This window comes from Saccharothrix sp. S26, assembly GCF_021390395.1.
GTDB lineage: Bacteria > Actinomycetota > Actinomycetes > Mycobacteriales > Pseudonocardiaceae > Actinosynnema.
Window position 1 is genome coordinate 199,595 of the sequence record NZ_JAJUWT010000019.1, and the last position, 23,003, is coordinate 222,597.

Sequence of the window (23,003 nt, forward strand, 5' to 3'; positions counted from 1 at the left end):
GACGACGTGCGGTTCACGGCCGGGTGTCGAGCGGTTCGCCGCAGTCCGAGGTCTCGGTCACGCCGGTCGGGGTGAGGCGCGGGATCGCCGTGCCGCCGACCGCGACGGCCGAGCACACGTCGTACGTCTGCCGGGACGGCATGCCTCCGAGGCGGCGAGCACCCGGTCCGGCAGGACGGCCACCTCGACGGGGACGGTCACCGACCGGCGACAGGCCCTGAACGTCACCGGACCGGTCGGCGGTGCGGGCATGGCCCGAGCTCCTCCATCGTCTCCCGAGTCGCATCCGCGTGAACAGGGTGGAATCACCCGTCTGCGGTCGGGTGCCGGCGACCTTTCCGGGAGCGCTCCCAGATCACCGTAGCGCAAGTTTTTCGCCGCCGGCAAGAGCGGGCAGCCGGCAACTTCGTGTAAACGTTTCCACCCGCACGAATCCCTTACGGTAAGCCAGCTCGCCCCGCTCGTTGACGGCACGGTGTAAACGTTTTATCCTCGGCCGGGCCCCTTCCGGCACCGCCTCTCCCCGCTGCCTCCACCACTCACCCGAAGGCATCGAATGACACGACTGACAAGGGCGTCCGTCGCAGCTTCCGTCGCGACCTTCGCCGTCGCCGCGATCACCGCGGTGTCCACCTCACCGGCCCACGCCGCGACCGTCCGCCACGAGGCCGAGTCCGCCACGTGCGACGGGACCATCGCGTCGAACCACTCCGGCTACTCCGGCACCGGCTTCTGCGACAGTGCCGCCGCCGTCGGCGCCTCGGCCCAGTTCACCGTCACCGCGGCGAGCGCGGGCACCGCGACCCTGGACATCCGCTACGCCAACGGCAACGCCGTCGGCCGACCGGCCGACATCAGCGTCAACGGCACGGTCCGCCACACCGGCGTGGCGTTCGACAACACCGGCGGCTGGAACGTCTGGGCCACCCGGACGCTGACCGTGCCGGTGAACGCGGGCGCCAACACCGTCCGGCTCGCCGCGACCACCTCGGGCGGGCTGCCCAACGTCGACTACCTGGACGCCACCACCGCGGACGGCGGCGGCGACCCGACGGCCCGGCGGATGGAGAGCCTCGGCCGCGGTGTCGTGGCCGTGCGGTCGGGCGCCGGCCAGGTGCTGGTGTCCTGGCGGTTGCTCGGCCTGGACCCGACCGGCATCGGCTTCAACGTCTACCGCTCGACCGGGGGCGGCGCCGAGGTCAAGCTCAACGGGTCCGTGCTGACCGGCGGCACCAACTACGTCGACTCGACGGCCAACCTGTCGCAGTCCAACAGCTACCAGGTCCGGCCCGTGGTCGACGGCGTGGAGCAGCCGGCCGGCGGCGCGTTCACGCTGCGCGCCAACGCGGCCACCGAGCCGGTGGTGCGCGTGCCGCTGCGCGCGGGCGGCGCGGTGAAGTTCCTGTGGGTGGGCGACCTCGACGGCGACGGCGAGTACGACTACGTGCTCGACCGGCAGACCTCGCCGCAGAAGATCGAGGCCTACCGCCGCGACGGCCGGTTCCTCTGGCAGGTCGACATGGGGCCCAACAGCACCAACCAGAACAACATCGAGGGCGGCTCCGCCACCATCGACGTCGGCCACAACGACGGCGTCACCGTCCAGGACCTCGACGGCGACGGCCGCGCCGAGGTCGCCGTCCGCATCGCCAACGGCGTCACGTTCGGCAACGGCGTGAGGTTCACCAACAGCGACAACAACCGCCAGTTCATCGCGATCCTGGACGGCCTGACCGGCGCGCCGCGCGCCACCGCGCCGGTGCCGACCGACTACCTGGCCGACGGCCCGATGTACGCGCGCTTCGGCGTGGGCTACCTCGACGGCGTGAACCCCAGCCTGGTCGCGTTCATGAAGAACCGCATCGGCAACGGCGGCTTCAACCTCATGTTCACCGCCTGGCGCTTCACCGGCAGCGCGCTCACCATGCAGTGGAAGTTCCTGCGCGGCAACCAGGACCTGCCCGACGGGCACAACACCCGCATCATCGACGTGGACGGCGACGGCCGCGACGAGATCGCCGAGATCGGGTTCGTGCTCAACGGCAACGGCACCCTGCGCTACTCGCTCGGCCCGGCGGGCGTCGTGCACGGCGACCGCTTCCACATCACCGACATCGACCCCAACCGCCCCGGCCTGGAGGGTTACGGCGTCCAGCAGGACAACCCCAGCGGCCTTCGCGAGTACTACTACGACGCGGCCAACGGCAACATCATCTGGCGCCACACCGGCTCCGGCGTCGCCGACGTCGGGCGCGGCATGGCCGGTGACGTCGACCCGCGCCACCCCGGCATGGAGGTCTGGTCCTTCGACGGCCTCTACAACGCCTCGACCAACCGGCTCACCCAGTCCAGCACGTCGTTGCAGCCCTGGCCGCAGCTGGGCCTGCACTGGGACGGCGACACCACCATGGAACTGCTCAACGACGGCAAGTTCGAGAAGTGGAACCCGACCAGCCCGACCACGACCAACAGCGTGCCGCGGCTGCTCACCACCTCGAACTACGGCGCGGTCGACGCGGCCCAGGGCAACTCCCCCGTGCTGCAGGGCGACATCTTCGGCGACTGGCGCGAAGAGGTCCTCTACACCAACGCCGCGTTCAACGAACTCATCATCTTCACCACGAACATCCCGTCCAGCACCAGGCTCTACACGTTGGCCCACAACCCGGCCTACCGCAACGCCATGACCCTCAAGGGCTACATCCAGTCCAACCACGTCGACTACTTCATCGGCGCGGGCATGGCCACCCCGCCCCGACCGAGGATCACCTACCAGTCGAGGTGACGAGTCGGCCCGCGGCACCCCGCGTGCCGCGGGCCGCCGCCACCGCGCCCCGCCGCCTCCACGTCCACACCTCCAAGCACGGGAGCGCAACCATGGACACCACAACGGAACACCCCGCCGGCCACGTGAGCCGCAGGAGCGTGCTGGCGGGCATGGGCGCGGCGGTCGCCGCGGCCTCCGGCGTGCTCGGCACGGTGAGCGAGGCGACCGCGGCCACCCCGTCGAGCCGGACGGTCTACAACCTCAACCCCTTCTGGCGGTTCGTCCAGCAGGACGTGCCCGGAGCGCAGGCGGTGTCGTTCGACGACTCGGCCTGGGCCAAGGTCAGCGTGCCGCACACGTACAACGACGTCGACTCGTTCGACAACTACATCACCAGCTCGGGTGAGTCGAGCGTGGCCATGCAGATCACCTGGTACCGCAAGCGGTTCACCCTGCCGGCCGAGCAGGCGGGGTCGAAGGTGCTCGTCGAGTTCGAGGGCGTGCGCCAGGCGGCCACGGTCTACGTCAACGGCGTGCAGGTCGGGCTGTACGAGTACGGCGTCACCCCGTTCGGGTTCGACATCACCGCGCAGGTGCGGTTCGGCGTGGAGAACGTGATCGCGGTCAAGGCGGACAACACGAAGTGGCGTCCCGAGCAGGCCACCAACACCTCGTTCCAGTGGGACAGCCGCGACTTCAACCCCACCTACGGCGGCCTGACCCGCAACGTGCGGCTCTACGTGCTGCCGAAGACCTACTTCACCCTGCCCCTCTACACGAACCTGCGCACCACCGGCACCTACGTCTACGCGTCCGACTTCTCCATCAGCGGGCGCAGCGCCACCGTCACCGCCGAGGCGCAGGTCCGCAACGAGCAGAGCACGGCCCGGACCGTCACCGTGTCGGCCAACGTCGTCGACGCCGCCGGGAACACCCTCCGAACCCTCACCGCGAGCCCGGTCACGCTCGCCGCCGGCCAGACGCAGACCGTCAAGGTCGGCGGGACGGTGGACGGGCTGGACTTCTGGGAACCCGGGAACCCGCACCTCTACACCGTCGAAGTGGTGCTGAGCGAGAACGGCGCGGTGGTGGACGCGTACCCGATCAGGACCGGGTTCCGCAAGGTCACGCTGCGCGGCGGCACCAGCAACGGCGGTGTGTTCATCAACGACAAGCACGTGTTCCTCACCGGCTACGCGATCCGCGCCACCAACGAGTGGGCCGCCATCGGCGGCGCGGTCCCGGAGTGGATGACCCAGCTCGACGGGCAGATGATCCGCGAGAGCAACGCCAACCTCATCCGGTGGATGCACATCGCCGCCACCCCGGCCAACATCCGCATGACCGATCGGCACGGCATCGTGTCGATCCAACCGGCCGGTGACAAGGAGCGCGACGCCACCGGCCGCCAGTGGGACCAGCGGGTCGAGGTCATGCGCGACTCGATCATCTACTTCCGCAACAGCCCGAGCATCCTGTTCTGGGAGGCGGGCAACAACTGGATCACCGCCGCGCACATGACCCAGATGACCGCCCTCCGCAAGACCTGGGACCCGCACGGTGGCCGCGCCATGGGGTGCCGCGCCATCAGCGACGACCCCGGCTACGGCGGCACGGCCGTCGTGGACGCGGCCGAGTGGGTCGGCACCATGCTCAACCGGCACTACTCGGTCTACGCGCGCGACCGCAAGCCGATCATCGAGTGCGAATACACCCGTGACGAGGCACCGCGGCGGGTGTGGGACGACTACTCACCGCCGGACTTCGGCTACCAGACCGGGCCCGACGCCACCTGGCACTGGCAGTCGGAGCAGTTCGCGGGCCCCGTCGCCGCCTCCACCCGCGGCGAGTTCTGGAGCCAGCGCATCCAGGGGCCCGGCGACCGCCGCTACTCCGGCGCGGCCGCGTTGATCTGGGCGGACTCCAACCAGCACGGCCGCCAGTACAACTGGGAGTGCGCCCGCCTGTCCGGCCGCGTCGACGCGGTGCGCATCCCCAAGGAGTCGCTGCACACCTACCGCGTCATGCAGAGCGGCACCCCGGACATCCACATCATCGGACACTGGACTTACCCCGCCAACACGACGAAGACCGTCTACGTCATGGCGTCCGCGCACGTGCGCCGGGTCCAGCTGCTCGTCAACGGCACCTCGGTCGGCAGCAGCACCAGGCCCGTCAACGACTTCCTGCACTCGTTCCCCTCGGTGCGGTGGCAGTCCGGCACGATCACCGCTGTGGGCTACGACTCGACCGACCGCGAGGTCACCCGCACCACCAAGACGACGACCGGTCCGGCCACGGCGCTCAAGCTCACCGCGCACACCTCCCCGGACGGCCTGCGCGCCGACGGCAGCGACATCGCGTTCTTCGACGTCGAAGCGGTCGACGCCCAGGGCCGCCGGATGCCCACCCACCAGGCCCGCGTCGACTTCACCCTGACCGGTCCCGGCCAGTTCCTCGGCGGATTCAACCCCCGCAAGCCCGGCAGCGTCCACAAGTCCTACGTCGACACGGAGGCCGGCATCAACCGCGTCTTCGTCCGCGTCACGCGCACCGCCGGCACGCTCACCCTCCAGGCCACGTCCGCAGGTCTGACCGCGGCCACCGCGACCGTCACCTCCAGCGCGATCACCCTGCCCGGTGGGCTCACCACGCAGATGCCGAGCGGCTACTGAATCGACTTAGGCGCTCAAGTGCGTTGGCCGTGCCGGGCAGCACAACCATCGCTTAAGCGATCAAGGTGCCCTACCAGGCACAACCCCTTCCCGCTCCCGTGAAAGGCGGTGCCGACAGGACCGAGCGGCCTATTGTGACCTTCCATGAGAGCGCTCTCCTGATGCTCCACCAGTGAAAAGGAGGTCACATGAGCACGAAGCCAGGCCGCCGCGTCGGTGCCGTCCACGCCGTCGGGGTGGACGTTGCAGTGGAGCGACGACTTCACCGGCAGCGCGGGCACGCTGCCGTCGTCGCAGAACTGGATCCTCGACACCGGCCACGGCTACCCCGGCGGCGCCGGGAACTGGGGCACCGGCGAGATCCAGAACTACACCACCGACACCCGCAACATCGCCTTGGACGGCTCGGGCAACCTGAAGATCACGGCCCTGCGCGACAGCTCGGGCACTTGGACCTCCGGTCGCATCGAGACCCAGCGCGCGAACTTCACACCGCCCGCGGGCGGGAAGATGGCCATCGAGGGCCGCGTCCAGATGCCCAGCGTCACCGGCAACGCCGCCCTGGGCTACTGGCCCGCGTTCTGGGCGCTCGGCTCGCCCTACCGCGGCGACTACTGGAACTGGCCGTCGATCGGCGGGCTCGACGTGATGGAGAACGTCAACGGCGCCGACAAGGCTTGGGGCGCCCTGCACTGCGGCGTCAACCCCGGCGGCGCGTGCAACGAGACCACCGGCCTGGCGCCACCGCACAGTGCCCCCACACCTCCTGCACCGGCAACTTCCACACCTACCGCTTCGAGTGGGACGCCTCGGTCAGCCCGCAGGTGCTGCGCTGGTACGTCGACGCGAGTACGTCAGCGTCAACTGGATCAAGTTCTCCTAGCCCGCCGAGCCCCGGAGGGTCGCGGGGGCCAACGGCGGCGCACCGCGGCCCTCCGGCCCGAGCCGGGACGGACCTCGATCAGCCCTGCCGAAGCGCAGCGCGAGCAGGTCGAGCACCAGCGCCGCCGTCCCGCCGAGCACCGGCAGGACGAGGTTCACGCCGGTGTCCGGCCACTCGTCGGCGGGCGGGGCCGGGACGCCCGGGTCACGCGGCGGGGTTCCCTGGCCGGAGGCGAGCCAGACGCCAATCACCGGCCGACCGCAGCGACATCATGGTCTCGGTCGGCGAGCCGGCGCTGGACGTCGAGTTCACCCTCCGGCTCGCCCGCCGGGGACGTCGAGGCACTTGCCGCTGCGGCGGTTGACCAGCGACATGGTGGTCGGGTCGATCCGGCGCACGGTCCACTGCTGGTTGTCACCGCCGTGGCAGCCGTGCTGCACCACGCTCGCGCCGTCGACCCGCCCGACACGTCCAGGCACGAGCCGTTGGCGCGGTTGATCACCTCGACGTGACCGCTCGGCCCGGTCCGCAGTCACCAGCAGCGAGGTCCCGGTGGCGTAGTGGATCTGGCCCGGCCGGCCGGTCGAGTAGGTGAAGTAGTAGGTGCCGCCGACCTTGTGCAGGTTCGGCGCCTCGCCGTACTGCATCGCACCGGTCACCTGGGCGTCGGAGAACGGGCCCTTCGGCGACGAGGAGACCGCCACCCCGATCTTGGTCCAGTCCACGGCAGGTAGAGCAGGTAGCGGTCGTTGCGCTCCGCGGCACCGGGCGCCCCAGGCGTACCGGCTCACCCAGAACGCGCCCGCGACCGGGAACACGTCACCGTGGTCGGTCCAGTCCACCAGGTTCGATCGTCGGTGAGGTAGAGGTGCACCCGGCTGTTGCAGACGTGCGCGGACGGGTCGGTGATGATCGGGTTCGTGGCGCTCGCCGACGGCACGGCGATCAGCGCGGGAGCCACGAGCACACCGGTGGCGAGGATGCCGTTCTGCGGGGACCGGCTCGCGTTCCTCGGGTCTCGTATCGCACGCGTGCGGGGTCGGGACGAGGGGATCACCCACGTCCCGACCCACGCCAACAGCAGGATCAGGCGGTGGCCGGCGCGACGTCGAGGTGGTCGACGTTGGGCAGGCCGTCGGCGGTGGTGGGTTCGAGGCGCACGGTGTTGCTCCCCGCGTTCAAAGAGGCGGTGAGGCTCTTGGTCGACCAGGTCGTCCACGCCCCGGTGGACTCGAACGAGACCGCGCCCACCACCGACCCGTTGACCACCAGATTCGCCGGGCGAGCGGTCCCACTGCTGTGACCGTTGGCGAACCGCACACCCAACACCACCACACCAGCCTGCACCGCATTCACCGTGAACTGGACATACGCCCCCACAGCCGCCGTACCATTGCAGAACCCGGTGCCCGTGAAACCCCCCTGGTTCGAGTCGACCGTGCCCTGACACACCGCGGGCGCGCTCTCCGCCTCGTAGCGCTGCGCCACCGGCGTCGTCCCGTCGGTCCTGACCAGGCCGAGCTGGTCGACGGTGAGGTAGCCGTTGCCGCTGGCGGCCCGGATGGTGACGGTGGCGGTGCCGGCGGCCAGCGGGATGTTCGCGAGCTCGCGGCGGGTGAAGCCGCTGGACGCCGGGATGTTGAGCGTGCGCGCGTTGCCGGCGGCGTCGGTGACCGTCATCTGCGCGGCGCTGAGCGACCCGGACGTCTTGGCGTACAGGGACATCTTGTACGTGCCTGCCGGAATCGTGATCCGCTGCCGCGCACCACCGGCGTAGGACTGGCCGGCGCCGACCTGCATCGCGAAACGGGACCCGTTCGCACCGGCGACGTTGTTGGTCACGAACGAGGTCGGCCCGGACTCGCGGAAGTTGGTCCAGCCGGTCAGCGTGGAGACGGAGACCCGGTCGGCCTGGAAGTCGGGGTTGAGGACGTAGTTGTTGTCCGGACCGACCCGCCACTCACCGGTCGTGATGTTGAACTGCCACTGGCTCACCGAGTGGAACTGGGGCCTCGCCCCGGTCTTGGTGATCGGCACCCACTGGTTGTAGCCGATGCCGTTCCAGGCGAAGTCGGCCCAGCGGTCGCCCGCGTAGATCACCGTGTTCTGCTTGGTTCCCTTCACGGTGACGAAGAACCCCGTCTGGGTGACGTGGCTGTAGTCCATCTCGGTACCGGGAAGAACGAACTCGCTCGAGTAGGAACCTTGGATGTTGCCGCCGGTCGACTCGTTGACGTAGTTGACCGAGGTGTTCCAGCCGTGCAGGTCCGAGGCGGCGTGGTAGTACCTGCCGTCGAGCTTGAACATGGCGTTGCCCTCGCGGCCGTCACCGCGGCGGATCTCCACGGCCGGCTCGATCCGCAGCGAGTCGGACTCGCGGAACTTGGCCACGAAGCCGCGGGACCGTCCTTCGCGGTTGGAGAAGATCAGGTAGTCCTTGCCGTCGTCGTCGGTGAAGACGGTCTGGTCGCCGGTGCCGGTCGTCGGCGAGTTGACGATCTGGCCTTGGAAGTAGCCGTAGGTGAAGTTGGCGGTGGGGGTGTTGCCCTGCAGGAGCAGCACCCCGTGCTCGCCGCCGACGTAGGCCTGCGTGGCGAGGACGTACTTGCCGGTGTTCTCGTTGTACCCGACCCCGAGCCGCCCGACCCACCCCGCCGCGGCGAGGGTGTTGCCGTTGTGGATGGCGGTCGAGCGGGTCGCCACGCGGTTCTCGAACTTCCAGTTCACCAGATCCCTGGACGAGTACACCGGGATCGAGACGAACGAGACTTCGCCGTCGTACTTTCGGGTCGGGTTGGCGCGGTAGCTCTCCGCACCGCGGTAGTGCACGCCGTACCAGTAGTACGTGTCGCCGAACTTGAAGACACCGCCGCCCTGCGAGTAGATCGGGTTGCCGCTCGTGTCGTTCCAGAACGTGTTGTTGGTGATGGTCTGGAACGTGCCCTCGTCCGCGGCATCCAGGTCGCCGGCGGCGGTGATCAGGGCCGTCTTCGCCGCGGCGGCTTCCGTCGCGCTCGCCGAGGGGTTCTTCACGATGTCGTCCGCCGTGGTCAGCGCCTTGGCGAAGGGCTTCCAGGAGTCGGTGGTGTACTTGGCCGGGACGCGGGTCCGGTAGTCGGCGACCGTCTTCTTGAGACCGTGCGGATCGGCTGCGGTGTCCTCGACGACCTGAGCGTCCTCGGCGGCCGGAGCGGTTTCGGCGACGGGCTGCGCCGTGGCGAGCACCGGCTGCGGCGCCAGCACGGACGCGAACAGCAGTGCGGCTGCGGTCAGCACGCGCCGTTTCACGGGCGTGCGTGATGTCCTGGTCATCTTGATGCCTTTCACAGGGTGAGGTGGTCGACGTTGGGCAGGCCGTCGGCGGTGGTGGGTTCGAGGTGCACGGTGTTGCTCCCGGCGCTCAGGGAGGCGGTGAGGCTCTTGGTCGACCAGGTCGTCCACGCCCCGGTGGACTCGAACGAGACCGCGCCCACCACCGACCCGTTGACCACCAGATTCGCCGGGCGAGCGGTCCCACTGCTGTGACCGTTGGCGAACCGCACACCCAACACCACCACACCAGCCTGCACCGCATTCACCGTGAACTGGACATACGCCCCCACAGCCGCCGTACCATTGCAGAACCCGGTGCCCGTGAAACCCCCCTGGTTCGAGTCGACCGTGCCCTGACACACCGCGGGCGCGCTCTCCACCTCGTGACGCACGGGCGTCGGTGCGCCGCCGGACTGCTCGAAGGCGCCGAGGTCCGGTGCCGCTCCCGCGTAGGGCAGCCCGACGTTCACGCCCTTGTCGATCAGGCTGCTGCTCGCGGCCAGGCGCAGGTGCGGCAGCACGGGAAGGCTGCCGTCGGCTTGGCGGGGAGCGTTCCAGCCGGAGGTCGACACGCTCTGGAACTGCGCGTCCGACAGGGGCAGACCCAGGTTCCAGGAGTTGTGCGAGGCGCTGGTGCCGGTCATGTTCGCCGTGGCGGTGCCGTTGTAGGCGATGTTGTTGCGCAGGTTGCCCCGGCCGACGGTCGCGCCGCTGGGGTCGACTCCCCGCATGTCGAAGTTGGGGCGGTTGCCGAAGCCCGTGTTGTTGAAGTAGTCGTTGACCACCGGGTGGTGGTTGTTGTAGAAACCCGCCGCCTTGTTGAGGAAGGCCACCGAGTTGCGGACGGTGTGCTTGACCGCGCCGGGGTCGTAGTCGCCGCCGTAGCCACCGGACTTGAAACCGGAACCGTTGCCCGCGCTCGTGGTGGTGCCCGGCACGTACCCGTTGCGCCACGACCAGGAGTTCTCGATGGTCACCGACGAGTAGGCGCTGATGAGGTCGAACCCGTCGTCAGCGTTCCACCACGCCCGGTTGCCGCGGAACACGTTGCCGGGGTTGCCCGCCTTGATGTGCGCGCCGAACCCGTCGGCGTTCTCACCGGGCCCGTCCGAGCTGTTCGCGTCGTAGTTCTCGTGCGAGTCCGAGTTGAGCACGAGGTTGTCGCGTCCGTTCTGGATGAACAGGCCGGCACCCATGTGGTGGTGGGTGTCGATGGATTCGAAGGTGTTGTAGCTGCCCGAGATCCAAATCCCCCAGGACTCGGCGTTCAGGTTGTTGTTCTGCCGCACACCGGTCACTTCCAAGCCCTTGAGGTGCAGCCGGCTGCCGGTGACGTCGAAGCCCTTGATCCGGCAGTCGTCCGTCATCCGCGAGAAGTCGAACACCGGCCGCTCCCCCGGGTAGGCCCAGTAGCGGATCGGGTTGCCGTCCGTGCCGCTCTTGTTCAGGGTGATCGCGTCCACCCTGGCCGTCCGGCTCGCGCAAGCCGAGTTCGCCTTGGTGTAGGCGTAGGTCCCGCCGCGGAAGTAGACCGTGTCGCCCGGCGTGGCTACGGCCTGCGCGCGGGCGATGGACGCGAAGGGCGCCGTCCGGGTGCCCGCGGCGCTGTCGTTGCCGGTGGGTGCGACGTAGTAGGTGTTCCCGGCCGCCGAGGCCGTGCCGGGCACGATCACGGCGCTCAGGGCGAGGACTGCGGAGGCGGTGACGACGTGGACGGCACGCCACCGCGTTGTGAGGTGCACGGGGTTCTCCTCGGATTCTTGGTGATGTCGGTGTCACACGTTCGGCAAGCCGTCCGGGGCGGCGGTCGGGCTGCGGGTGCTCAGGTCGCACGCGCTGCTGCCCCAGGCTGATCGCGGTGATGCCGCAGCCCTTGAGGATGGTGGACAGGTCCTGCCGCCGCGCCGAGCAACACGCCGCGCCGCGATGGTGGCTGTGCTGTCGTCCACGGTCGATGTCCTTCCGATCGGAGATGCGGAGGGATGCGGAGAACTTCGCGCGGCAGCGCTGGGCGCGGGCTCCAAGCGCACCCGACGACCCGGCGCGATGGTCGTTCAGGTGACGACAGCCGAAGGGAACGGTGGCCGTGGCCGAAAACGCAGGCGGCGTCGTTGCGCCGGAAGATCGGGTTCGGGGACTTCGCTCAGGACGACGCCGATAGCGGGGCGCTGCCGCGGTACTCCGGCATGACCAGCTTGTCGTCCCGAGTGCCGCAGCAGCCGGCCGAACAAGTCGGGAAGGTGCGGCCGCCCCGCTGCAACGCGAACGGCCGCTCGGTGACCGGCTGTCCTTCCCACTCCCGCGCCAGAGCCGGGGCCGGGACCGAGGCCGGGGCCGGGGCCGAGGCCGAGGCCGAGGCCGAGATCAGGGTGCCGAAGGCTGACACCGAGATCGGGCTGCTCCCGGGTACGCGGTGGATCGACTGCGGCCCGTCGGCGTGGAAGGCCGAGTAGCGGGAGCAGAGCGCCCCGTTGGGCATGAGCACCGCCCCGTCGATCGCCCACCCGTTGTCGGGCAACAGGTTCAGGATGCCCCGACAGGTGCGGGGCCCCGAGTCGTTGCCCGCGCTCTCCAGCACGTGGGTGCGCCGGGGCGCGCCCGCCGGCTCCACCGAGCACAGGTACCGACGACTGCCGATCTGCTCCAGGTGCGGGCCTCACATCGTGTTCCCGGTGGAGCAGTGCCGGCCGTCGGGCTGCACCAGCGTGGGATCCGCACTGTTGGGCGCGAGCACGGCCGGGTTGGTGGACGACGGTCCCGGTGCGGCCTCCGCGTGCGGCCGGTGGACCACGACCCGGGACTGGGCGACGGCGAGCACCGCGGCGAGCGTCGAACCTCGTCGGACCACGTTGTACCGACGGACAGGCATCATGTGCACTCCTGATGGCGGAACGGGCTGAGAGCCCACTGCGCGGGCATCCGGAGCCCGCTCTGCACGCGGGGTCGACCTTGCTTCCTCGCGGGCAGGACCTGTTCGCACTTCCCCGGTCGTCGGCGGACCACCTCGTACCGGGTCGATCGCGGAGCCCGGATCGCGGGCACGGATCGGATGTGGTCGAGCGCCCGGCACACGTCGCCAGCGACCATGTAAACGCTTACCTCGGCGCTACGGTACGAGCATCCATCCTGCGCGGTCAACAGGTTGTCCACGATCCCATGCGGTGGGTAAGCGTTTTACCCCGACCAGTCCAACGCAGCCGCGTGGCGCTCGCCAGGCCGACAGGGCGAGGCGGACTCCCCCGCCAATCCCGGCAAACCGATCATCACGCACGAAAGACGCCCCAACCGGAGCACGTCGACGGCGACTCCAGAACGATGCCGACCAGTCGGCGTTGCGAGTTCGTTACCCAAATCGCCGTTGACGCCGCAGTGATGGGGCTGTCACGTTGATGGAACGTTCCATGGAGCGCGTCAGGCGTCCAGTGTCCATCACTACCCGTCCTCACCAAGCGGCCCACGCCCCGGACGGGACGAGGGCCGCCGAGCAGGTCGACGCGCTGTTGGAGATGATCGCGACTCAGAGCGGAGTTTCGATGAGACACCGAATCGGGGTCGGTGCGGCCGTCACCGCACTGGCCCTGGCGGGCCTTTCCCCCACCGCAGCGACCGCCCAGGCCGCGGAGACGCTGACCGTGGACCTGGCCTCCTCCACCGGCGCGTTCCACGGGGGCGCCACCGGCGTGCTTTACGGACTCGGCGACCCGGGCGTGCCCTCCCGCGACCTCATCGCAGGCATGGAGCCCCGCACCATCGCCCAGAAGCCACCCGACGGCGAACAGCACCCCAACGGTGACGCGATCGTCGTGGCCGAGGACTTCTTCGCCTCCGGTGGCACCGACATCTACATCAACTCCCAGGACGCCTACAGCGCCTGGCCGTACCAGGACCTGGGCATCGAGGACTACGCCGCCAAGGTCCGGGCCCAGCTCGACGTCGTCGCACGGCGCCCCGACCGCGACCGGTTCGTGTGGACGATCTTCAACGAGCCCGACTGGATCTGGTACGGCGACTGGGCCGGCCGCAAGCAGAAGTTCTTCTCCGACTGGACGCGGATCTACCGCCTGGTGAAGTCCGTGCTGCCCAATGCCCGCATCGACGGTCCCGGTGAGTCGTACTACAACCCCGGCCGGCTGCGGGACTTCTTCGCCTACGCGGCGGCCAACAACGTGCTGCCCGACATCACCACCTGGCACGAGCTCTCACCCGAGTCGCTCAACAGCTTCCGCGCGCACCTGGCCGACTACCGCTCCATCGAACGCTCACTGGGCATCAGCCCCCGGCCGGTCAACATCACCGAGTACTCCAACCGCCGCGACACCTCCGTGCCCGGTCAGATGATCCAGTGGATCAGCATGCTGGAGGACGGCAAGGTCGACGGTCAGTTGGCCTTCTGGTCGGTCGCCGGCAACCTCAGCGACCAGGCCGTGCGCACCGCCCGCGCCAACGGCGGCTGGTGGCTGACCAAGTGGTACGCCGACCTGTCCGGCGACACGGTCCGCGTCACCCCGCCGCGACCGAACACCCGCGACACCCTCCAGGGCCTGGCCACGCTCGACCGCGCGGACCGCGAGGCCACCGTCCTGCTCGGCGGCACCGCCAACCCGGTCGCCGTCGCCGTCACCGGCATCGACACCTCGGTGTTCGGCGGCACGGTCGACGTGCGCGTGTCCAAGGTTGCCTGGACCGGCTACGAGGGCGACGCCGGCCGGCCGCCCGTCGTGGCGGCCTCCCGCCTTCCCGTCGTGAACGGCCGGTTGACGGTCCCGGTCCCCGGAGGCGACCGACTCGCCGCCTACCGGGTGAGCATCACCCCCGCCGGCACCGGCGCCGCCCCGACTGCCGACGAACCGTGGTCGACCCGGCAGGAGGCCGAATCCGGGATCGTCGAGAACGCCGTGGTCGTCACGCAGGACGGCGACCCGCAGCGGTACACCGCTTCGGGCGGCAAGGACGTGGGTTACCTGGACAAGGCGGCCTCGCGGGTGACCGTGACCGCCACCGTCCCGCGCGACGGCACTTACCGGCTCGGCGTGATCTACGGGACCGGGGGCTTCGTCGGCAAGCAGGCCCTCTACGTCGACAACGCCCACAGGCAGGACCTGACCTTCCCCGCCACGCTGAACTGGCAGTACCGCGGCAGGCTCGACACGCCCGTCCAGCTCACGGCCGGCACGCACCGGATCTCGCTGCGCACCAGCAACCCCGGGGGCTTCATCGGGGCGCCGTCCAACATCACCCTCGACCGCATCGACCTCGCCGAGGTCACCGGTCCGGAGAGGACCGCCTACCCGCTCGCCGACGCCCGCCGCACCGGCGGCACCGTCGTCCACACCCCACCCGTCGCACTGCGATCACCGCGTGCGCTCACGCTGAACCCCGGGGAGAGGGCGACCACGTGGGTGTCCGCGGCCGAGGACGCCTACTACGCGCTGTCCACCCGGTGGACCTCCGCCGGTGGCAGCAGGGTGGACATCGCGCTGTCCGACCGCGGCGTGGCCGGCGGTGAGCTGTCCGCGACCGGCGGCGGCACGTACGAGGGCTCGCTGACCGTCCACCTCAGGGCCGGCATCACCAAGGTGGTCCTGACCAACGGCGGATCGACCCCGGTCACCCTGGGCACGCTGACGTCGGTCCGCGCGGCCGGCGCCGACCAGAGGTCGGTCGTGGTCGAGGCGGAGGCCGGCCTGTTGAGCGGCGGTGCACGGGTCGAGGCGAGCCCATGGGCCTCCCGGGGCTCTTACGTGGGGTGGCTGGGCAACGGCAGCACCTTCACGGTGCCGCGCCCCGCCGCCACCCGCACCGCGGGCCAGTACAACCTGACCGTCGCCTACGCACAAGCCGACAAGAACACCGGCCACGCCTACAACACGGACGCGATCACCAGGTTCATGACCGCCGGCGAGGCCGGCGGGCGGACGACCCGCGCCCCCTACCGCCACAACTACACGTGGAACGGGTTCTGGGCGGAGACCTCGCCGATCGACCTGACCACCGCGTCCGGCGCCCTCGTTTTCGGCAACAGCACCGGCTGGGCGCCGAACGTCGACTGGGTCGGGATCTCACCGCTGCTCGCCGCGAAGTCCGTCACCCCGGCGAACTGACCGCGGCTGCGTCGCGCCCCGGCCGGCCCTTCGTCGGCCGGGGCTCCACCCGGGCCGCGCGTCCCACCGCGTCGGCCCATCGCGGTCATCGACGCGCTCCGACCACCCTTCGAGACCATGACCACCGGAGGACCACCTTGCGCACGCCCCTGCCCCGACACAGACGACACGCGAGGCGGATCGCGGTCGTGACCGTCCCGCTCATCGGCGCGGCCCTGCTGAGCGCTCCCGTCCCCGCGTCCGCCGCCACCACCGCGATCACCGTGGACGGCGCGAGCGGCGGGCGCACGTTCGACGGCGTCGGCGCGATCAGCGGCGGTGGCGGCAACACCCGCCTGCTGTACGACTACCCCACCGCGCAACGCGATGAAGTGCTCGACTACCTGTTCAAGCCCGGCTACGGCGCGAACCTGCAGATCCTCAAGGTGGAGATCGGCGGCGACACCAACTCCACCGACGGCGCCGAGGCCAGCCACCAGCACACCAGAGGCGTGGTCAACTGCGACGCCGGCTACCAGTGGTGGCTGATGGAGCAGGCCAAGGCCCGCAACGCGCGGATCAAGTTCGTGGCCATGCCCTGGGGCGCACCCGGCTGGGTCGGCAACGGCAACTTCCACTCGCAGGACATGATCGACTACTACCTGTCCTGGCTGGGCTGCGCCAAGCAGCGCGGGCTGACCGTCGAGTACCTCGGCGGGTGGAACGAGAAGACCTACGACGCCACCTGGTACGTCAACCTCAAAGCGGCGCTGAAGTCCAACGGCTACACCTCGACCAAGCTGGTCGGCGGCGACAACTGGGGCGCCAACGCCTGGACGATCGCCACCGACATGAAGAGGAACAGCGCCCTGTACAACGCGGTGGACGTCGCCGGTGGCCACTACACGTGCGGTGGCATCTCCGAGATGACGGCCTGCTCGTCCACGTCGGACGCCCAGACGCTCGGCAAGCCGATCTGGGCCAGCGAGAACGGCTCCCAGGACGCGGAGACCGGCGCCGCCCCGGTCGCCCGAGCCCTCAACCGCGGCTACATCGACGCCAAGACCACCGCCTACATCAACTGGCCGATCGTCGCGTCCCTCTACCGGAACCTCGACTTCGAGACCGTGGGCCTGGTCACCGCCGACCAGCCGTGGTCCGGCGCCTACAGCGTGGGCCGCACCACCTGGGCGATCGCCCAGACCGCGCAGTTCACCGCCCCGGGCTGGAAGTACCTCGACAGCTCGACCGGCTACCTCGGCGGCAACCGCGTCAACGGCAGCTACGTCAGCTACGCCGCACCCGACAAGGGCGCGTGGAGCACCGTCTTCGAGACGACCACCGCCACCGAGCCGCAGACGGTCACGCTCAAGGTTGCCGGTGGTCTGCCCGGCGGCGCCCTGCGCGTGTGGTCCACCGACCTGTCCACCACGAGGACCAGCCCGAGCATGGTCCGCGGTGCCGACCTGGCGGCCGTCGGCGGGACGTACACGCTCAGGATGGAACCCGGCCGCGTCTACACGGTGACCACCACCACCGGTCAGGGCGCGGGTGTCACGACCAGCCCCCAGCGCAGCCGGCTCGGCCTGCCCTACACCGACTCCTTCGCCGGTTACGGCGCCGGGCGTGAGGCCAGGTACTTCGCCTCCATGAACGGCGCGTTCGAATCGGCCGCCTGCGCCGGTGGCCGCGGCGGCCGGTGCCTGCGGCAGATGGCGCAGGTCCAACCGATCAAGTGGACCCACGAGTCGAGCACCCAGCCCTACACCATCATGGGCGAGCTGGGCTGGAGCGACTACACCGTCAGCGCGGACGTGCTGCTGGAGAGGAGCGGCAGCGCCGCCGAGGTCTTGGGCCGGGTCGGCACCCAATCGCGCAACAACGGCGGCCTGAACGCCTACCACCTGCGCCTGTCCGACACCGGCGCCTGGTCGCTGACGAAGACGAACACGTCCTGGACCTGGACCACCCTGGCGAGCGGCACGGTGGCCGCTCCCGGCACGAACACCTGGCACAACCTCTCCCTCGCCTTCCAAGCCACCGCGATCACCGCCAGGATCGACGGGAGGACGGTCGCCACGATCACCGACCGCAGCTACGGCGGCGGCATGGTCGGCCTCGGCACGGCCGGCTACCACCCCGTGCAGTACGCCAACCTGTCCATCACGCCCGGCACGGTGCCCGACCTGTCCGGCACCTACCGGATCGTCAGCGTCGGCAGCGGCAAGGCCCTGGACGCCGTCCGGGCGGAGACCGGCGACGGCACCCTGGTCGACCAGTGGACCTATGGCGGGGGCACCCACCAACAGTGGGCCCTGGCCCGCAACAGCGCCGGCTACTACACCATCACCGGCATCGGCAGCGGCAAAGCCCTCGACATCCCCAACGCCACCACCTGGCCGGGCACCCAGCTGAACCTCTGGACCGCCGGCGGCGGTGCCCACCAGCAATGGCAGGTCGCACCGACCGACAACGGCGGCTACTTCATCGAATCCCGCTCCAACGGCTACCTGCTCGACGTCTCCGGCAACTCCACCGCCGACGGCGCCGCCGTCACCCAGTGGCCCGCCACCGGAGGAACCAACCAGCAGTGGCGACTGGTCAGGATCTCCTGATCCGGTGACCACCCAACGCGGTGGAGGGGCGGTGCGACAGGATGCCCGCCCCTCCACCCCCGGAGGCATCAAGGACTGTCGAACGTTTTCGACGGTCTTCGAGCATTGCTTCGCCAGACCTTTCCTGCCTAGGGTCAACAGAGATCGAGTCGGTTCAATCGTCCTGCGCCCGGAGTCCTCGCGCTCCAGCGACCAGCCGTGCTCTGCCTCCGCCCGCACGGGACGCGTGTTCTCCGGTGCCCGGTTCCGCCGCGAATCGCTCACCCACCCGCGCTCGGCCACCGCGGCGGTCGCGCCGAACCACGAGGGGAGGACGTGGACGACAGCCGGCCGGCCCGTCCCCGTAGCGGTGATCGGCCTCGGCGCTTGCGATTTACCCCTGCCCTGGGCCTCGCACATCTGCTCACGCCCCGGGTCTCCTGGCGGCGGTGTGGTGACCGATCGGGCGATCACCCCGCCCTGGCACCCGACGACCGCCGGATCCGAACAAGCCCAAATTCTGTGGAGGAACCGTGGAATCACGTCGAGACCGATCCGGAGACCCGGGTTCGGGTCTGTTGCGTCGGCGGTCGTTGCTGGCGGCGGGTGTCGCGCTGCCGGCGCTGGCGGTGGCCAGACCCGCCTCGGCGCAGGCCGGTGTGCTGGTCGAACCGTCGGTCGTGCAGCAGACGATCCTCGGGTTCGGCGGCATGAACCACCCCGGCTGGATCGGCGACCTCACCGCCTCCCAACGCGAGACCGCCTTCGGCAACGGCACCGGGCAGCTGGGCTTCACCGTGCTGCGCATCCCCGTCCCCGAGGACCGCGCCACCTGGAGCCGCGAGGTCGCCACGGCCAGACGTGCCGCCGAGCTGGGGGCCAAGGTCTTCGCCTCGCCGTGGAACCCGCCCGCGTCGATGACCGAGACCTTCTCCGGGGGCAGGCGCCTGCGCTACAACGCCTACGCCGCCTACGCGCAGCACCTCAACGACTTCTCCACCTTCATGCGGAACAACGGGGTGAACCTGTACGGGATCTCCGTGCAGAACGAGCCGGACTACGCGCACGACTGGACCGCGTGGACCCCCAGCGAGATGGTGCGGTTCCTGCGCGAGAACGCGGGCTCGATCAACACCAGGGTCATCGCGCCCGAGTCGTTCCAGTACCGCAAGAGCGCTTCCGATCCCATCCTCAACGACCCCGCCGCGCTGGCGAACGTCGACATCATCGGCGCCCACCTCTACGGCACCAGGACCGAGGACCTGCCCTACCCGCTGTTCCGCGAGAAGGGCGGCGGCAAGGAACTGTGGATGACCGAGGTCTACCACCCCAACAGCACCGACTCCGCCGACCTCTGGCCCCAGGCACTCGACGTCGGCGAACACATGCACCGCGCGCTGGTCCACGGCCGCTTCCAGACCTACGTGTGGTGGTACATCCGCCGCTCCTACGGCCCGATGCGCGAAGACGGACAGATCAGCAAGCGCGGCGCCAACATGGCCCACTACTCCAAGTGGGTCCGCTCTGGTTACCAGCGGATCACCGCGACCGCGAACCCGCAGTCGAACGTCTACATCACGGCGTTCAAGAGCGGGTCCAGGGTCGTCATCGTCGCCGTCAACAAGAACCCGTCCGCGGTCTACCTGCCGTTCACCGTCCGCGACACCACCTCCGCGACCATCCCGACCTGGACCACCACCGCCACGCGAACCCTCTCCCAGGACAGCACCATCACCATGTCGAACGGCACCTTCGGCGCCCAACTCGCCGCCCACAGCATCAGGACCTTCCTCATCGGCTGACGGCAGCCCGCGGGCATCGGGCACGACAACAACGGAGCTCCTGGTAGAGCGGCGAACAGACACCGCCCGATCTACCAGGAGCTCCGTCGGGGGAAGTCGCGGTAGCCGGATTCGAGGGCACAGGGGTGCGTCTCGGGCCCCAACGCCCGTCGGCCGGCGTTGACGGGGAACGGTGAGGGCGGCCGGTCCCACGGCTTCGAGGACCGCGCCCGGGTTGGGCGATGCCGGCACGCGCCGTGGTCGGGTCGCGGAGCGCCGGTCAGCGCAACGCCACCCCGTCGCCCAACGCGAGCAGCGACAGCTCGTCCCTGGTCGGCAGTCCTTCCCAGTCGCCGGTGGCCATCACGGCGAACGCGCCGGTCACGTTCCCCCGGGCCAGGCGTTCCTCCGGAGCCAGGTCGTCGAGCAGCCCGGACAGGTAACCGGCGGTGAAGGCGTCGCCCGCGCCGACGGTGTCGACGACGGTGACCCGGTGCGGGGGCGCGGTCCAGTGCCCGTCGTGGGTTCGCAGCGAGGCGCCGTCGGCGCCTCGCTTGGTCACCAGTTCGGCGACGCCGGCCGCCAGCAGCACGTCGGGTCCGCCCACGAGGTCGAGCTCGTCCGGCGAGCCGATCACCACATCCGCCCTCCAGGCCGAGGGCGAGAGCACGGCGGCGGCGCGGTCGGCCGACCACGGCTTGGCGCGGAAGTTGACGTCGAACGACACCCTCCAGCGCCGTTCGCGGGCGTGGAGCAGGGCGGCGTGCACGGCGTCGAGAGCGGTGGTGCTCAGGGCCGGGGTGATGCCGGCGAGGTGCAGCAGGCGTGCGTCGCAGTCCGAACCCGCCGCCACGTCGTCACTGTCCAAGCGCGACCCGGCGGACCCGGCGCGGTGGTAGAGGACGCGAGTGACGTCGGGGGTGCGCTGCTCGAACAGGACCAGCCCGGTGGGCGCGTCCGGGTCGCAAGGCTGCTGGCGCTGTTCCGCGCCGCGCGGCGGCACGACTGCCACGTCATCCTGTCCAGCTGGGAGTACCAGCAGAGCCCGTCGTTCGCCCTGGAGCGCGCCTGGTTCGACGCGGTGATGGCGATCGACCCCGAGGACCGCGCCGTGGCGCTGGCGGACGCGCTGGCCGATCTGGTGGACTTCCTCGCGACGCACGGCCTCGACTCCCGCGTGGCGTTCGTCGAACTGCACAACGAGGTCCAAGCCGGACACCTCGCCGACGACCTCGAGGATGACCCCGTGGTCGCCCTGCGGCCTCGGTTGGAACGCGGGATCGCGCGATTCAAGCAGCGCCACCCCGACCGGCTCGTCACGGTGAATCACGCGCGGGTGCCGGTCGGCTCGATGCGCGGCATCCCCCGCGGCGTGGACGTCGCGGTGTTCCACCCCTACGTCTACGGCGTGCTGGACGAACTGCTCGACGAGTTCGCCCTGCGTGACCCGTCCCGCCCGTTCCCGCAGGACCGTGCGCACCGGGAACTGCTGCGACCCGGTGCTCCCGACTTCGACGGCTGGCTACCGCCACCCGACCAGCGGTGGCGGCTGGAGACGACGATCGTCGGCCGACGCGAGGTCTACGTGCACGACTGGTGCGACCCCGCCAAGTGGGACGCCTGGCTCTACGACCGCTACGCCACCCACCGCACCGCCATGCACCAGCAGCTCACCACCTGGATCGACGCCGCCGCCGACTGGGCCGCCGAAACCGCTGTGCCGCTCGTGTTCGGCGAAGGCTGGATCGGCTACACACCGCTGCACGGCACCTTCGAGGAAGGACCCGTCGGCGCCGCCTTCTGCCGCACCGCCGCCCGCGAAGCCGCGCGCGTCGGCGCATGGGGCTCGGTCGTGTGCTCCAACGCCGCACCCCACCACCCCATGTGGCAGGACGTCGCACTCCAACGCGAGTGCAACACCCTGCTCCGCGGCCGATGACCCCGCCACCCCGCGAAAGGAGGGACAGGTGTCCCGTTCCCGAGCATGGGCGGACGAAGGCCCTTGGTTGCGCGGACGAAGGAGCTCCTGGTAGGTCGGACGTTGGCGAGCGTCGCTCTGCCGGTCCGCCGCTCGTCCGCCTCCCACCAGCCCACTCGACGGACGAGGCGGTGTCCCAGCGACGTCACCGACGCCCAGTGGGTCGAGTCGTCGGCGGTGGCCGGGTCTGGCTGCGGATCAGCGCCGACCTCCAACCCCGGTCCAACCGGTTCTCCTGCAGCACCGACGGCGTGACCTTCACCCCGCTCGGCCCGGCGTTCACCGGCACGGCGAGGCCGTCGGGACCGCCGCCCTTTTCGGCTTCCACACCGTGCCGACGCACCCACGCGAGGTCGCCGACCAGCCGAAATTTGCGAAAATACTTTCGAATTTTCTCGATATTTTTCCGCGTCGGACCCCCGGCGAGGCTTCGTGAACGATCCGGAAACCGAACCGCTTAAGCGTTCCTTGAGCTGCACCTTCATCCGGCCTGAGAGGTCCGTGCCGCTCAACCTGCGGGAGTTCATGTCGGTGAACGAGCGTCGGAGGCGGGCATGACCGAGCCTTGATCGGCCAAACTGTTTCGGCTAATACTGCTTAACGTTTCGAACTCCGACCCTCCGTCCCCTGCCACCCGCGTCCCACGCGGGTGCTCCCCCAGAAAGTGCCAAACATGACGCTGACAGCGAAGTCAGTCTCACGAGTCGCCCTCGTGTCGACCTTGGTGGCCGCAGCCGCGGGCGCAGCGGTCCTCGTGGCGTCGCCCGCCAGCGGCGCCGCCTCGACGCTCGCCGCGGCGGCACAGCAGAGCGGCCGCTACTTCGGCACGGCGGTGGCCGCGAACAAGCTGGGCGACTCCACCTACGTCGGCATTCTCAACCGTGAGTTCAACATGGTCACGGCCGAGAACGAGATGAAGATGGACGCGACCGA

At 69.9% G+C, this 23,003-nt stretch carries 16 protein-coding genes; 7 read left to right on the forward strand and 9 right to left on the reverse strand.

Annotation, left to right across the window (positions count from 1 at the left end):
* Positions 1 to 13: 13 nt before the first annotated feature.
* A complete protein-coding gene (locus tag LZG04_RS42035; RefSeq protein ID WP_267938188.1) occupies positions 14 to 142 on the reverse strand; it encodes a hypothetical protein in 129 nt (42 codons plus the stop codon).
* Positions 143 to 625: 483 nt separating this feature from the next.
* On the opposite strand from LZG04_RS42035, the gene LZG04_RS28690 reads away from it, so the two are divergent.
* A complete protein-coding gene (locus tag LZG04_RS28690; RefSeq protein WP_233822610.1) occupies positions 626 to 2,785 on the forward strand; it encodes a carbohydrate-binding protein in 2,160 nt (719 codons plus the stop codon).
* 92 nt (positions 2,786 to 2,877) lie between these two features.
* Positions 2,878 to 5,442 (forward strand): sugar-binding domain-containing protein, encoded by a 2,565-nt coding sequence (locus LZG04_RS28695; protein WP_233822613.1) that lies wholly within the window; start codon positions 2,878 to 2,880, stop codon positions 5,440 to 5,442.
* A 368-nt stretch (positions 5,443 to 5,810) separates the two neighbouring features.
* On the opposite strand, the gene LZG04_RS28700 is transcribed toward LZG04_RS28695, so the two are convergent.
* The 7 genes from LZG04_RS28700 to LZG04_RS28730 all read right to left on the reverse strand — a co-directional run bounded on the left by LZG04_RS28700 (position 5,811) and on the right by LZG04_RS28730 (position 12,509).
* A complete protein-coding gene (locus LZG04_RS28700) occupies positions 5,811 to 5,990 on the reverse strand; it encodes a hypothetical protein (protein ID WP_233822615.1) in 180 nt (59 codons plus the stop codon).
* A gap of 331 nt (positions 5,991 to 6,321) precedes the next feature.
* Positions 6,322 to 6,576 (reverse strand): hypothetical protein, encoded by a 255-nt coding sequence (locus LZG04_RS28705; protein ID WP_233822617.1) that lies wholly within the window; start codon positions 6,574 to 6,576, stop codon positions 6,322 to 6,324.
* Between the two features lie 57 nt (positions 6,577 to 6,633).
* Positions 6,634 to 7,167, reverse strand: coding sequence for an RICIN domain-containing protein (locus LZG04_RS42720; protein WP_233822619.1), 534 nt, complete (start codon positions 7,165 to 7,167; stop codon positions 6,634 to 6,636).
* Between the two features lie 244 nt (positions 7,168 to 7,411).
* Positions 7,412 to 9,637 (reverse strand): CBM35 domain-containing protein, encoded by a 2,226-nt coding sequence (locus tag LZG04_RS28715; protein WP_233822621.1) that lies wholly within the window; start codon positions 9,635 to 9,637, stop codon positions 7,412 to 7,414.
* Between the two features lie 11 nt (positions 9,638 to 9,648).
* Positions 9,649 to 11,379: a carbohydrate-binding protein gene (locus tag LZG04_RS28720; RefSeq protein WP_233822623.1), complete on the reverse strand. Its 1,731-nt coding sequence runs from the start codon at positions 11,377 to 11,379 to the stop codon at positions 9,649 to 9,651.
* 401 nt (positions 11,380 to 11,780) lie between these two features.
* A complete protein-coding gene (locus LZG04_RS28725; protein ID WP_233822625.1) occupies positions 11,781 to 12,248 on the reverse strand; it encodes a hypothetical protein in 468 nt (155 codons plus the stop codon).
* A gap of 45 nt (positions 12,249 to 12,293) precedes the next feature.
* Positions 12,294 to 12,509, reverse strand: a complete 216-nt coding sequence (locus tag LZG04_RS28730) for a hypothetical protein (protein ID WP_233822627.1) — start codon at positions 12,507 to 12,509, stop codon at positions 12,294 to 12,296.
* Between the two features lie 661 nt (positions 12,510 to 13,170).
* On the opposite strand from LZG04_RS28730, the gene LZG04_RS28735 reads away from it, so the two are divergent.
* The 3 genes from LZG04_RS28735 (at position 13,171) to LZG04_RS28745 (ending at position 20,113) form a co-directional block, all read left to right on the forward strand.
* Positions 13,171 to 15,738: a hypothetical protein gene (locus LZG04_RS28735; protein WP_233822629.1), complete on the forward strand. Its 2,568-nt coding sequence runs from the start codon at positions 13,171 to 13,173 to the stop codon at positions 15,736 to 15,738.
* Positions 15,739 to 15,926: 188 nt separating this feature from the next.
* Positions 15,927 to 18,332, forward strand: coding sequence for an RICIN domain-containing protein (locus LZG04_RS28740; RefSeq protein WP_233822631.1), 2,406 nt, complete (start codon positions 15,927 to 15,929; stop codon positions 18,330 to 18,332).
* Between the two features lie 557 nt (positions 18,333 to 18,889).
* On the forward strand, positions 18,890 to 20,113 hold the full coding sequence (locus LZG04_RS28745; RefSeq protein ID WP_267938192.1) for a glucuronoxylanase: 1,224 nt from the start codon (positions 18,890 to 18,892) through the stop codon (positions 20,111 to 20,113).
* A gap of 259 nt (positions 20,114 to 20,372) precedes the next feature.
* Here the strand turns inward: LZG04_RS28745 and LZG04_RS28750 are convergent, their stop codons facing one another.
* Entirely contained in the window at positions 20,373 to 21,104 is a 732-nt protein-coding gene (locus tag LZG04_RS28750; protein WP_308199371.1) for a sugar kinase, read from the reverse strand.
* On the opposite strand from LZG04_RS28750, the gene LZG04_RS28755 reads away from it, so the two are divergent.
* Both LZG04_RS28755 and LZG04_RS28760 read left to right on the forward strand, forming a co-directional pair.
* Complete coding sequence (locus LZG04_RS28755; RefSeq protein ID WP_233822653.1) at positions 20,985 to 22,031, forward strand: hypothetical protein; 1,047 nt, start codon at positions 20,985 to 20,987, stop codon at positions 22,029 to 22,031. The genes LZG04_RS28750 and LZG04_RS28755 overlap by 120 nt on opposite strands.
* Before the next feature lie 712 nt (positions 22,032 to 22,743).
* A partial coding sequence (locus LZG04_RS28760; protein ID WP_233822636.1) for an endo-1,4-beta-xylanase occupies positions 22,744 to 23,003 on the forward strand: 260 nt, incomplete at its 3' end.

What these genes read in the sequence shown, in the direction of transcription:
- LZG04_RS42035 (WP_267938188.1), bottom strand. Translation starts at nt 142, where the DNA reads ATGCCGTCCCGGCAGACGTACGACGTGTGCTCGGCCGTCGCGGTCGGC.
- LZG04_RS28695 (WP_233822613.1), top strand. Translation starts at nt 2,878, where the DNA reads ATGGACACCACAACGGAACACCCCGCCGGCCACGTGAGCCGCAGGAGC.
- LZG04_RS28715 (WP_233822621.1), bottom strand. Translation starts at nt 9,637, where the DNA reads ATGACCAGGACATCACGCACGCCCGTGAAACGGCGCGTGCTGACCGCA.
- LZG04_RS28730 (WP_233822627.1), bottom strand. Translation starts at nt 12,509, where the DNA reads ATGATGCCTGTCCGTCGGTACAACGTGGTCCGACGAGGTTCGACGCTC.
- LZG04_RS28735 (WP_233822629.1), top strand. Translation starts at nt 13,171, where the DNA reads ATGAGACACCGAATCGGGGTCGGTGCGGCCGTCACCGCACTGGCCCTG.